This window comes from Mesorhizobium sp. M1342 (assembly GCF_040317955.1).
Lineage (GTDB): Bacteria > Pseudomonadota > Alphaproteobacteria > Rhizobiales > Rhizobiaceae > Mesorhizobium.
Map to the genome: position 1 here is coordinate 153,203 of NZ_JAMYLI010000011.1, position 11,977 is coordinate 165,179.

Annotated in this window: 10 protein-coding genes and 1 tRNA gene; 5 read left to right on the forward strand and 6 right to left on the reverse strand. The window is 63.4% G+C overall.

The genetic code is table 11. The features are described from left to right. Positions 1–11: 11 nt before the first annotated feature. Positions 12–1,793: a glucan ABC transporter ATP-binding protein/ permease gene (locus tag NKH06_RS13755; protein ID WP_352442518.1), complete on the forward strand. Its 1,782-nt coding sequence runs from the start codon at positions 12–14 to the stop codon at positions 1,791–1,793. Positions 1,794–1,928: 135 nt separating this feature from the next. After that, a complete protein-coding gene (locus tag NKH06_RS13760; protein WP_023810180.1) occupies positions 1,929–2,693 on the forward strand; it encodes a heme ABC transporter permease in 765 nt (254 codons plus the stop codon). A gap of 174 nt (positions 2,694–2,867) precedes the next feature. Here the strand turns inward: NKH06_RS13760 and NKH06_RS13765 are convergent, their stop codons facing one another. Further along, complete coding sequence (locus NKH06_RS13765; RefSeq protein ID WP_023810181.1) at positions 2,868–3,926, reverse strand: D-TA family PLP-dependent enzyme; 1,059 nt, start codon at positions 3,924–3,926, stop codon at positions 2,868–2,870. A 190-nt stretch (positions 3,927–4,116) separates the two neighbouring features. Between NKH06_RS13765 and NKH06_RS13770 the strand changes: the two genes are divergently transcribed. Then, positions 4,117–4,803: a D-lyxose/D-mannose family sugar isomerase gene (locus tag NKH06_RS13770; RefSeq protein ID WP_013532294.1), complete on the forward strand. Its 687-nt coding sequence runs from the start codon at positions 4,117–4,119 to the stop codon at positions 4,801–4,803. Between the two features lie 69 nt (positions 4,804–4,872). Here NKH06_RS13770 and NKH06_RS13775 read toward each other — a convergent pair whose 3' ends face one another. Then, entirely contained in the window at positions 4,873–5,877 is a 1,005-nt protein-coding gene (locus NKH06_RS13775) for a L,D-transpeptidase family protein (protein ID WP_023810182.1), read from the reverse strand. Positions 5,878–6,146: 269 nt separating this feature from the next. Between NKH06_RS13775 and NKH06_RS13780 the strand changes: the two genes are divergently transcribed. Continuing rightward, positions 6,147–6,368 carry a hypothetical protein gene (locus tag NKH06_RS13780; RefSeq protein ID WP_023810183.1) on the forward strand — a complete coding sequence of 74 codons (222 nt, stop codon included), beginning with the start codon at positions 6,147–6,149 and terminating at the stop codon, positions 6,366–6,368. 99 nt (positions 6,369–6,467) lie between these two features. Here NKH06_RS13780 and NKH06_RS13785 read toward each other — a convergent pair whose 3' ends face one another. From NKH06_RS13785 to NKH06_RS13800, 4 genes are all read right to left on the reverse strand, one after another. Next, positions 6,468–8,147 (reverse strand): hypothetical protein, encoded by a 1,680-nt coding sequence (locus tag NKH06_RS13785; protein ID WP_352893295.1) that lies wholly within the window; start codon positions 8,145–8,147, stop codon positions 6,468–6,470. Positions 8,148–8,217: 70 nt separating this feature from the next. Next, positions 8,218–8,820, reverse strand: a complete 603-nt coding sequence (locus NKH06_RS13790) for a hypothetical protein (protein WP_023810185.1) — start codon at positions 8,818–8,820, stop codon at positions 8,218–8,220. A gap of 214 nt (positions 8,821–9,034) precedes the next feature. Next, positions 9,035–9,108 (reverse strand) — tRNA-Gln (locus NKH06_RS13795). A 176-nt stretch (positions 9,109–9,284) separates the two neighbouring features. Further along, a complete protein-coding gene (locus NKH06_RS13800) occupies positions 9,285–10,217 on the reverse strand; it encodes a lysylphosphatidylglycerol synthase domain-containing protein (protein ID WP_023810186.1) in 933 nt (310 codons plus the stop codon). 392 nt (positions 10,218–10,609) lie between these two features. Between NKH06_RS13800 and NKH06_RS13805 the strand changes: the two genes are divergently transcribed. Then, positions 10,610–11,968, forward strand: coding sequence for a Ppx/GppA phosphatase family protein (locus NKH06_RS13805; RefSeq protein ID WP_352442520.1), 1,359 nt, complete (start codon positions 10,610–10,612; stop codon positions 11,966–11,968). Positions 11,969–11,977: the final 9 nt, after the last annotated feature.

The following is an 11,977-nucleotide window of genomic DNA, read 5'->3' on the forward strand; positions in this document are numbered from 1 at the left end:
GAGTAACTGGGGTGACCCTTCTGCAAATCTACTGGCGAGCTCTCGGTTATCTGGCCGCAGATAGGAAACGCGTTGCGTTGATCTGTTCGGCCAACGTGGCTCTCGCCATCGTAGCGCTTCTCGAGCCGATTATGTTCGGTCGCGTCATCGGCGCCATCTCCGAGCGTGGCTCTGTCTTCACCACGCTGGTCATGTGGGCCGGTCTCGGCGCCTTCAACATCGTTGCTTTCGTCATGGTGGCGCGCGGCGCTGACCGCTTCGCCCATGCTCGGCGCAGCGAAGTGCTGTGCCAGTCCTTCGAGCGTGTGATCACCATGCCGCTCGCCTGGCACCATCAGCACGGCACCTCCAATGCGCTGCACACGATGCTGCGCGCCGTCGAAACCCTGTTCAGCCTTTGGCTCGAATTCATGCGCCAGCATCTGTCCACGGCTGTCGCCCTCGTGCTGCTGGTTCCGACCGCGATCAGCATGGACCTGCGCATGTCGCTGGTGCTGCTTGGCCTCGGGCTGCTTTATGTCGGCATCGGCCGGATGGTCATGCGCCGCACCAAGGCGGGCCAGGCTGCGGTCGAGCGTCACTACCACAAGGTGTTCGCGCATGTGACCGACTCGGTCAGCAACGTTGCGGTGCTGCAGAGCTACAATCGCCTCGGCCACGAGGCCGATACGCTGCGCCGCTACGTCAAGAACCTGCTCGACGCGCAGAACCCCGTGCTCGACTGGTGGGCGCTGGCCAATGCCTTGCACCGTCTGTCATCGGCAATCTCGATGCTGATCGTGTTGTCGATCGGCTCCTATCTTGTGACTCGTGGTCAGTTGGGTGTCGGCGACGTCATTGCCTTCACCGGTTTTGCCACGATGTTGATCGCTCGCCTCGACCAGATGTCGGCTTTCGCCAACCAGATTTCCGAGGCCCGTGCCAAGCTCGAGGATTTCTACCATCTCGAGGACTCCGCGGCTGATGCCGCCGAGCCGGACGGCCTACGCGATCTTGCCAACGTTACCGGCCATGTCCGCTTCGAGAATGTCGGCTTCGAATTTGCCAATTCCGGCCAAGGCATCGACGACGTGTCCTTCGAGGTGCAGGCGGGCCAGACCGTCGCCATTGTGGGCCCGACGGGCGCCGGCAAGACCACGCTCATCAACCTGCTGCAGCGTGTCTTCTCGCCGTCCCATGGCCGTATCCTGATCGACGGCATCGACACCCGTACCGTGACCCGCAAGTCGGTGCGCCATTCGATCGCCACCGTGTTCCAGGATGCCGGGCTGCTCAACCGCTCGATCGAGGACAACATCCGTGTTGGCCGCGCCGATGCAAGCAATGACGAGATTCATGCCGCCGCCAATGCGGCTGCCGCACAGGACTTCATCCTGTCCAAGAGCAATGGCTACGACACGGTGGTTGGCGAACGTGGCGGCCAGCTGTCGGGCGGCGAACGTCAGCGCATCGCCATTGCCCGCGCCGTGTTGAAGGACGCACCGATCCTGGTGCTCGACGAGGCGACCAGCGCGCTCGACGTCGAGACCGAGGACCGCGTCAAGGAAGCGATCGACGAACTGCGCCGCGACCGCACCACCTTCATCATCGCCCACCGCCTGACCACCGTTCGCGACGCCGATCTGGTCGTGTTCATGGACAAGGGCAGGGTGGTCGAGATGGGCGGCTTCACCGAGCTGTCGCTGCGCAATGGCCGCTTTGCCAGCCTGTTGCGCGCCGGCGGCCTGCTCAACGACGAGGAAGTCCGCCGCCTCAGCCGCACCGTACAGCAACAGCAGGAAGCAGCCGCCTGAGCTTCTTTCTCCGACCTCCCCTTGTGGGAGGTCGGACCATAGGTCCAGGTGAGAGTACAGGCACGGCCGCCCCAATTGCGTCTGCGACACCACGCTCGATTGCCCCGAACGCCGCGGCGGTTTATGTAGAAACGCATGAGCGACACGACTTCACGCCTGACCGGCTGGATGGATCTCGCCAACCCGACGCGCTTCGTCGGGCTGGCGGACAAGGTTGTGCCGTGGCTGGCCACGATCGCCACACTCATCCTCGCCGTCGGGCTCTATATGAGCTTCGCCGCGCCTGAGGATTTCCAGCAGGGCATAACCGTCCGCATCATGTACATCCACGTGCCTTTCGCCTGGCTGGCCATGATGTGCTACACGCTGATGGCGGTCTCGGCGCTGGGCACGCTTGTCTGGCGGCACCCGCTGGCAGATGTCGCGCTGAAATCCGCAGCCCCCATCGGCGCCGTCTTCACCGCGCTGGCGCTGATCACCGGTTCGATCTGGGGTAAGCCGATGTGGGGCACCTGGTGGGTCTGGGATGCGCGTCTGACCTCGGTCTTCGTGCTGTTCCTGATGTATCTCGGCATCATCGCGCTGACCCGCGCACTCGACGACGCAAGCCGCGCCGCCTGGGCCGCCGCCATCATCACGCTGGTCGGCTTCATCAACATCCCGATCATCAAATTCTCGGTCGACTGGTGGAACACGCTGCATCAGCCGGCCTCGGTGTTCCGCATGGGCGGCTCGACCATCGATCCCAGCCTGCTATGGCCGCTACTGGTGATGGCGCTCGGCTTCACCGTGCTGTTCTTCGCGCTGCACCTGATGGCGATGCGCACCGAAATCCGCCGCCGCCGGGTGATTGCCACGCGCAGGGTTGCGGCACGGCAGGCCGAGCGGTCCGCCAACTGACGCGCGTCGACTGTAATTTTCGCTTTCGCCAACGTCTATCTCTGAGCAGTGAGTGGGGCGCTGAAGCTGCTGATCTCCCCACTTGAGGGGGAGATGGCCGGCAGGCCAGAGGGGGCGCTGTCCCGCCGGCGTGCTGAAGATACTGCGGCGTTTCGCTGGCCTTGACGATGACCCTCACCCCATCCTTCCCCGCGCCGCCACGGGCAACGTTTCCAGCACCGTGTCGCCGTCGACCAGATTGACCTCGTTGAACAGGTTTGTGACGACGCAGCAATGGTCGGGCACGACACGCACGCGCTCGCCGATGCGCAGCTTGCCGTCGCCCGAAAGCGTGACGGTGCCGTGCTCCTCGCTCAGGCCCGTCACCCGCGCTCCCGACACGCCGAGCAACTCGCCAAAATCGGCGAGACCCAGCGTATCGCTGGACAGCGCCTTGCTCCCGGCATCGAGGATAGCGCGCGTCGCTGTGGGATGGCTGACCACCGTCGACAGCACCGTCAGCGCGCAGTCGTCGAGGCCGCCGACGCCTTTGGCGACCTGATAGCGGTCGAGATAGATGTAGGTGCCTGGACGATACTCCGTGACAACAGATGTATCGCTGGAGCGCCACATATCCGGCGTGCCGCCGCTGGAGATGCGTTCGCAGGCAAGGCCCGACGCGGCAAGTGCCTGCTTGGCCTCGGTGAGCCAGGCTTCGGCCTCCGCTGCCCGCCCGGCGGCCGGGTAGGTCATCAGTCCGCCGAAGGCGAGGCCGCCGGCTCTGTCGATCTGTCTTGCCAGCGCGACCGCTTCATCAGCCGACTGCACGCCGCAGCGGCCCATGCCGGTGTCGCATTCGACCAGCACCTGCAAGCGATGACCGGCATCGGTGAAGGTGGTTGCCAGCCCTTCGAGCGTCTCCATGCTGTCCGCTGTCACCGACAGGGTGACGCGCCCGTGCAGCCCCAGAAGCCGCTCCAGCTTGGCGCGCCCAAGGATGTTGTAGGGAAGAAAAATATCGGTCAGCCCGGCATCCGCCATCACCTCGGCCTCGCCAATCTTCTGGCAGGTGATGCCGACGGCGCCGGCCGCCACCTGCTTCTTCGCCCAGTAGGGCAATTTGTGCGTCTTGATATGCGGCCTGAGCTTCAGCCCGTTCTTGTCGGCATGCGCCTGGGCGCGGGCAATGTTGGCTTCCGCGCGCGTGGTGTCGATCAGGATGGATGGCGTATCGAGATCGTGAACGGTCGGCATCATCTTTCACCCCATGAGGAATCCGCGGGTTTTATGGCCCTGAAAATCCGTGATGTCACGCGGCCAGCGAAGCGGATTTGTGGTCCATGCGCCTAAGCGCAACGCCGGACAGGCGGCGAGATGGATCGACACCGCATCGACGTTCGGCTATGCGATTTGCCAGACAAATCGATACGAAGGGGTCATGATCATGAAGCGCTCCGCCATCAACGACATCATCCGCGAAGCCGACGCTTTCATCCGCTCGTTCGGCTACATCATGCCGCCCTTCGCCTATTGGTCGCCGCAGGAGGCGAAGGCGCGTCAGGTCGACTCGTCGGCCGTATTCACCTCGCGGCTTGGCTGGGACATCACCGATTACGGGCAAGAGAAATTCAGGGAACTCGGCCTGTTCCTGTTCACCGTTCGCAACGGCCGCTACGAGGACATGAAGAAGGGCATGGGCATGCTCTATGCCGAAAAGATCATGATCTCGCGCAAGGACCAGCTGTCGCCGATGCACCGCCACAACATCAAGGCCGAGGACATCATCAACCGTGGCGGCGGCAAGCTGGTGCTGGAACTGTTCATGCATGACCGCGACGGCGGCATCGATCCCAAGGCCGAGGTCTCGGTGCCGGTCGACGGAACCATCCACAGGCTGCCTGCGGGTGGGCTCCTGAAGCTCGACCCGGGCCAGAGCGTCACGCTGCTGCCCGGCGTCTGGCATGCCTTCTGGGCCGAGGGCAAGGACGTGCTGATCGGCGAGGTCTCGACCGTCAATGACGATCTCACCGACAATGTGTTTCGCGAACCGATCGGCCGTTTTTCCAACATCGACGAAGACGTTGCCCCGATCCACCTGCTGGTGTCCGACTATGAGAAGTGGCTGGGGTAGGGGGCGCCGCCCCATGCCTTCGGTGACGCCAGCCCCACGATCGAAAGCGGGTTAGCCGGTAGCGCCTACCTACTGCGATCCTTGTTCGACCGATCCTGCCGCTTCGTCCTTGAAGACGACCTTTGTGCCTTTTTGCACTTCGGAGGCGAGGTCTTCGGCATCCCAGTTGGTCAGCCTGATGCAACCATGCGAGAAGGTCTTTCCGATCTTGCCTGGGTCCGGCGCCCCGTGAATGCCATAACTATCGATGGACAAATCGATCCAGACCGATCCCACCGGATTGTTTGGTCCGGCAGCGATCGTGAAGGGGCGCTTGGTCTTCACCCCCTTGAAGGCAAACTCTGGATCGTAGTGATAGGTTGGGTGGCGCACCACGCGTTTGACCTCTGCCTCGCCACTCGGCGCGGGCTTCTCCTGGCTCCCGATCGAGGCGGGGTACGTCGCAAGCACTTTGCCGGAAGGGTCGAGCACGCGAACCTGGCGAGCGCTCTTGTCGACCTCGACGTTCCCAATGTCTTGCGGCGGATCACCTCGGGCGACAGCTGGCACCAGCAGCTTTTGCCCCGCCTTTCTGAAGCCGATGCCGGGATTGAGCCGTTCAAGCAGCTGCTCGCTGATGTGGAAGCGCTCCGCCATCTTTTCCAAGGCATTGTGATAGGCGAGCCGGGGCAGGCGGGCCATCCTCTCCATGCGCGCCGGAATTCGCCTGGTGAACGGTCCACGCACATCCTTGCGCGTCAACTCGTAGGTCTCAAGCGCGGGGCGCGAGGATGTCGCGACCAGCTTGTCCCATGTCTCGCGGGTAAGCTTGCCGTCGGCAGGCAATCCGTTGGCCGCTTGAAACGCACTGACTGCCCGGGTGAAGTTCTCTGCTTGGCGGCCGTCGATCAGGCCTGGCGAGAAGCGTGCACGATCCAGGAGGATTTGCGCCTTCAGCACGGTCACACTGACGCCTTTCGCTTCGCTGCCGTCAAATTGGGCGTTGTTGACGGTGGCCGCGTCCAGTTTTGCCGCCGCCGTTGCATCGCATGCCATGACGAGCATGGCGGCCGCGGCAAGAACGAGCCTGATCATGGAGGTCACACTCCTGTATGAGCACCTGCTTCTATGACGTCGCACGGCCGATCTGGTTCCATTTCCCTGCATCTGAGTCCGGCTGCCGAGTGCCGATGCGCCGCAGCGAACCCGGACCAGGAGCACCCGGCGGTGGCGCGGGTGCATTGTTGATAAGGGTCCGCCATCATCAAGATGGATGGCGACTCTCGTCAGCGCCTGTGTTGGCAATGGGCCAAGGTCCCATTGAGCGCCTGTTTTCATAGGCTCAGTGACCGAGGAGAGCCAGGATGACATTTCCTGCCCAGAAGGACAGAAGACCGGCTCAACCAGCCGAGGATGAGCGCCAGGCACGGCTGGAGAAAACAGCCAGGCTCAAGCAGCTTCGGTCCTATGCTTCCTGGCTTTCGTCTGACCCAAACGCCCAGCTTCACGATGAGATAGACTGCTCCGTGCTGATCGACGAAGGCGTGGAACGACGCGGCATGGAGCCTTGGCTGATCGGCAGGTGACACGACCGGGCGGCGAGGTTTCCACCGCCAACGACGATCGGCCGACAATTTGTTTGGCGAGCCGATCGGCCGCAACAGTGGCGACAGGCTGACTTCGCGTCAGTGACAGCAGCCTTGCTGCGCGCTCGTCCTGCACAGGCAGGACGAGGTGATCGGCACATCCGCCTTGGCCATCGCCGCGGCAAGGCTTGTCTGCAATATCGGCAATTCATCAGTCTCGCCGCGCCGTTTCAGGCATTCTACCAGCCCGTGCAGTGCCCAGACATTGTTCGGATGTTGGGCGCAGCGCTGCACCGTGCCGCTCAGGCCCAGGTCGTCGCGATAGACCTGTTCTGCTTCTTGCGCGTTGCTCTGGTCGAGAAGCAGCGCCGCCAGCGCATGGCGCGGCGGGTGCATCCAGGCCCACGGTTCGGTGTAGGACAAATTGTCGTCAAGCTCGACCGCCTGCCGCAAATGGCCATAGGCCTCGTCATGCCGGCCCTGGTGGTACGCCAGCTCGCCGTCGAGCAGAGCGACACCGACAGCCAGCGAAGCCTGCGCCGGGTTGCTGAGGAAGCGCCGCTCGGGCGCAATACCTTTCAGATGCCGATGGAACTCTTCGCGCTCGCGCTCGGCCTCAGCAAATTGCCCAAGCGTCGCATGCGCGACGCCCTTGGCGTAGTGCTGCATGGCCGCCGTCAGCACATAGAGGCCGGGCTCCGCGGTTACAGGCTCGTCGATGATCTCCTGCCAGCGGCCGAAGCGCACTTGCACATGCGATTTCATCGCATGGTAGCCTTCCACCGTCTGCGTGAGCTTGGGCCGGCCCTGGATGGCGACCACCTCGCGCGTGACCAGGCTGCGCACTCTGTCGGCGGCCCACAGTGCAGGCCGGTACTGGCCCGACAACATGCAGGTAAACATCATCAGGTGCAGATCGTGGCAGCAGCCCAGCAAATAGTAGGTCGGCTCGTCCGCATAGGCCAGATAGAGGTCGTTGGCGCGCACCGCCTTTTCGCTGGCACGTTTGGCTTTCTCATACTCGCCGCACAGCACATAGATGTGCCCCGGCATGTGGTTCATATGTCCGGCATCGGGGCACATCTCGCCGAGCAGATCCGCCGAGCGCATGCCGCGCTCCGGCATGGTGGACATTTCCAGGAGATGAATGTGCAGGTGGACGATCGCCGGATGTTGTGCCGCGCCGGCTTCATCGGCAAGCCGGATCGACCGCTCGCAGACATCGAGCGCCTCGACGACATCGGAATTCGGAGCCGGCGCGCCGGTCTTGAGGTTCCACAGCCGCCGCACCGTGCACATCATCAGCGCTTCGACCAGCAGTGCCATCACATCATGGTCGTCGGGAAAGTCGCTGTACACAAGCCGCATCGCGGCGGCATAGGCGTCACCCCACCGTTCGAATTCCTCGGGGCTCACCCGGTGCGGCTTCTGGAAGCGGGCGGCCAACGCCTCGATCAGCCGCTTCTCGATTTCGTTGGCGGCAACCGCATTGGCCCGCGCAAGCTGGACATGCTCGAAGCAGCGCTTGGCCGCGCTGCCGGCCTCGGCCTCGCCATGCTCCTTCCAGGTCAGATTGTAGAAAGGTCCGGCGGCATAGGCGATGCCCCAATGAACCATCGGACAGTCAGGATCCGTCTCCAGCGCCTTCTGAAAACACTTGATGCCTTCCTCATGGTTGAAGCCGTAGCACCAGTTGAGGCCGATATCGAACCAACGCTGGGTTTCTGCCGAGCGAGTGGAGATGGGGCGGCGGTAGGTGCCGAGGTCGAAGCGGTCCATGTCTTCCATTCAAGTTTGGGCTGTTGTTCTAGATATTGCCACCACTGCTAGCTGGTCCTTAAGCGGCGCTTCATTTTTGCCAGCCGGCTAGCTCTGGCAGGTCGTCGAGCCAACTTTTTTCCGTCATCAAGACATCGCCGGGCTGCGGGTCAGTGGCGTTTTGAATGAGCCAGTCCATCCACTTCCGATAGGCAGCCGGGTCCAACTGAGGCGGCAACACCTTGGCCTTGGCCAGCATGCGTTTGCGGAAACTCACCTGCCTGCGGAGTTTGGTCGTCGTGAATTTGATGGCCTTGCCCTGGTATTCGACCGTCCAGCGCTCATCGCCATGGCTGGTCAGCCTGTCGATGGCGAAACCGACGTCCACCGGCCTATCCCGCCACGGAAGCTCGATGGCATTCTTCCTCAGATCGAGTGCCCATCGCCTGTAGTCGGTTCCGGCACGCTGGGGCGGCAGCACCCCAGCCTGTTCGAGTATCTTCCTGCGGAAGGTCGGCTGCTTCTTGAGCTGGCCTGTCGTCAGCTCGACGCGATGCCCACGGAATTCGACATGCCATCGGATCCTCCCATTGCCGAAATACTTCACCAGCCTGTCGATGACGAACTCGTCATCGGAGAGCGTCAAGCAGCCCTCCTTGATGCTTTCGAAAATGTACTGGCTGTCAGTGAGCATGACGCGGCATTGTGCTGGAACCTTCATGAAGCTTAGCGAGTAGCACGCGCCGGCGGCAACGATCTTTTTCGCTCCGGGAATCTCGACCGGCTCAATTGCGGGCAACTGCGGGTAGCGCCCGTAAAAGCCCGGTACTGTGCGTAACTGACATAGCGATGCAGATGAAAACGATGCCAAATTGGCGTGCTAAATCATCGGTTTGCTTGTGGGATTTTGGCTGGGGAACCTGGATTCGAACCAGGACTAACGGAGTCAGAGTCCGTGGGTCTACCGTTAACCTATTCCCCAGCAGGCGCGGTCATGAACCGTGCGGGCCGAGCGGGCAAGCCGCTGTGAGCGCTGCCTTGTAGCCGCCAGCGGAAAATAGTCAAGCCTGCTCTGTGGTTCAATGGCAGGTTTCGTCAGGTGATTTCAGACACCACTCTTCAGATGCCGGCGCGCGGCCCCCAGTCCAATCCCGCGCCTCAAGGCTCCGTCCGGCTGAACTGCGAGCGTTCGAAGAACAGCACCACCCCCAGGCCCAGAATCAGCGGGATGATCAGGTAGAACAGCCGGAACACCAGCAGCGCCGCCAGCACGCCGACCGGATCCATGTCCGACAGGCCGGCGAGAAACACCACCTCGAACACGCCGAGCCCGCCCGGCGCATGCGAGATCTGTGCGATCGAGAAGGAGACGAGGAAGACGCCGAGAATGACGAAATAACCGGGATTGTGGGCTGCTGGCAGGGCAAAGAAGATGATCGCGGCGGCGGCCAGCAGTTCGATCGGGCCGATCAGCAACTGCCGGGCGACGATCGGCAGCGCCGGATAGTGGAGCTGAAAGCTGGCGATCTTCAGCGGGCGCAGATGCAGCCAGCTGCCGAAGACATAGGCGGCGACGAGCAGCAGCATCGCGATACCGGCCGCTTCCGACAGGCCATGATGAGCGATGCCGGAAAACCGGTCGAGTACCTCTGGCTCGAACACCAGAACGAGGCCAGAGGCGAGAATCGTCGATAGCACGAAGGTGATCCAGCAGATCGCCACCAGCACGCCGACATCCTGACCGGTCAGGCCTCTGGTGCCGTAGGCGCGATAGCGGATGACGGCGCCGGAAAACACCGAACCGCCAATGTTGTGCGACAGCGCATAGGTCGTGAAGGAGCACAGCGTGACGAACAGCCACGACACGCGCTTGCCGATATGCAGGAGCGCGATGTGGTCGTAGCCGGCAAGCGAGGCATAGGCGATGACCGAACACAGCGCGGCAAGGACCCAACCCCGGGTCGGAATGGCCGTGATACCGTCCCAGACGTCGTCGAGTGAAACGCCGCGCAGTTCGTGCCAGAGCAGCAGCAGCGAGAAGATCACGGCGGCGATGCCGACAACCGGCCAGAAATAGCGTCTCCAGTTCATTGCCTGCCAATTCATTGCCTGACTGCCATGCGTTGCGGGTCCGCTTCCTTTTCCGTGGCTGGTGGGAGGCCGGCTTGCCGGATTCTTCCGCTCATTTCAGAAATGCCTCATCGAAGCCGGCTATTCAACCGCGAACCCTTGTCGCAGCGGCGGCCGGCAAGATTTGTCCGTCGTGAGCGGCCGAAAGAGATGCCGGCAGGCGTAGCGCCGGCATCTGCGGCGTGCGGGTTCATTACGCGGCCGCACCGGAACGGCGGTTTGCGGCCTGCCGGCAAAATTCGGCACGCGGCTCTTGGTGATCGGGCGCGGCGCTGTTAGTCTGGCGGCAACTTAAAACACTGAAGCGCCTGCTGCGTCCATCATAGGTTCGCGCGGCGCCGGAAGGAACGACAGTGGAAGACCACGACACCGGCGCCGGCGCGCCGGAGGTGGGCGTGTCCAGCGCTTCCCAGGGGTCGGCTGGCCCGGGGAACGCAAGCTGGCAGCAACGCCGCCCGACGGAGCTCCGCTCCGCGGACGGGCAGGCGGGCGACGCACCCCACAAAGGCAAGCCCAAGAAGCGGCGCAAGCGAAGGCGCGGGCGCAAGGTTTTTGCGCGCGACGAAGCACGTCCCACGGAGAATCGATCGCCGGCGCCGGGCAAAACCGGTGTCCCGGCGGCGGAGTCCCACAGACCGGCGGAATCGGTGGCCTCGCCCGCCGCTGTAGTGCCACGGCCGGAACAGAGCGCCCGTCGGCCGCCGGTCCAGGAGCTTCCGGTGTTTGCGGCTCTTGACCTCGGCACCAACAATTGCCGGCTGCTGGTCGCCGTGCCGACGCGGCATGGCCAGTTCCGCGTCATCGACGCTTTTTCTCGCATCGTCCGGCTGGGCGAGGGGCTCACCGCCAATGGCCGGCTCGGCCAGCCGGCGATGGACCGCGCGGTCGAGGCGCTGAAAATCTGCGGCGACAAATTGCGCAACCGCAAAATCAGGAAAGCCCGGCTGATCGCCACCGAGGCCTGCCGCACGGCCGAAAACGGCGTCGAGTTCATCGACCGTGTCGAACGCGAGGCCGGCCTGAAGCTTGAGATCATCGACCGCCAGACCGAGGCGCGGCTGGCGGTGTCCGGCTGCGGCTCGCTGGTCGAGCGGGACACCCAAGGCGTCGTCCTGTTCGATATTGGCGGTGGTTCGTCGGAAATCGCGCTCATCGATCTCGCAGGCCGCCGTTCGCCAAGGCTGGCCAATCATATCGTGTCGTGGACGTCGCTGCCGGTCGGCGTCGTCTCGCTGGCTGAGCGCTTTGGCGGCCGCACGGTGACGCGCGAGATCTTCGCCGCCATGGTCGACGATGTTGCCGGCCGGCTGGCCAGCTTCGACGGTCGCGATCGGCTGAGCCATCTCAAGGCCAGCCCGAATTTCCATCTGCTGGGTACGTCAGGCACGGTGACGACGCTGGCCGGTGTCCACCTTGAACTCGAGCGCTATGATCGCCGCCGTGTCGACGGGCTGTGGATGGACCGCGACAGCGTCGACCGCATGGTCGAAAGACTGGTTGGCTGGGATTTCCAGCAGCGCTGCGCCAACCCTTGCATCGGTGCCGATCGCGCCGATCTGGTGCTGGCCGGCTGTGCTATCCTCGAAGCGATCCGCGCCGTGTGGCCGTCCGAGCGGCTGCGAGTCGCCGATCGTGGCCTGCGCGAAGGTATTTTGAGCGAGCTGATGGCCGATGATGGCGTCTGGCGCAACGATGGGCGTGGCAGAGCGTGAGCCCGAACC

Coding starts and splice junctions, on each gene's coding strand:
- NKH06_RS13790 (WP_023810185.1), bottom strand. CDS start 8,820: ATGCTCACTGACAGCCAGTACATTTTCGAAAGCATCAAGGAGGGCTGC.
- NKH06_RS13785 (WP_352893295.1), bottom strand. CDS start 8,147: ATGGACCGCTTCGACCTCGGCACCTACCGCCGCCCCATCTCCACTCGC.
- NKH06_RS13775 (WP_023810182.1), bottom strand. CDS start 5,877: ATGATCAGGCTCGTTCTTGCCGCGGCCGCCATGCTCGTCATGGCATGC.
- NKH06_RS13765 (WP_023810181.1), bottom strand. CDS start 3,926: ATGCCGACCGTTCACGATCTCGATACGCCATCCATCCTGATCGACACC.
- NKH06_RS13800 (WP_023810186.1), bottom strand. CDS start 10,217: ATGAACTGGAGACGCTATTTCTGGCCGGTTGTCGGCATCGCCGCCGTG.
- NKH06_RS13780 (WP_023810183.1), top strand. CDS start 6,147: ATGACATTTCCTGCCCAGAAGGACAGAAGACCGGCTCAACCAGCCGAG.
- NKH06_RS13770 (WP_013532294.1), top strand. CDS start 4,117: ATGAAGCGCTCCGCCATCAACGACATCATCCGCGAAGCCGACGCTTTC.
- NKH06_RS13760 (WP_023810180.1), top strand. CDS start 1,929: ATGAGCGACACGACTTCACGCCTGACCGGCTGGATGGATCTCGCCAAC.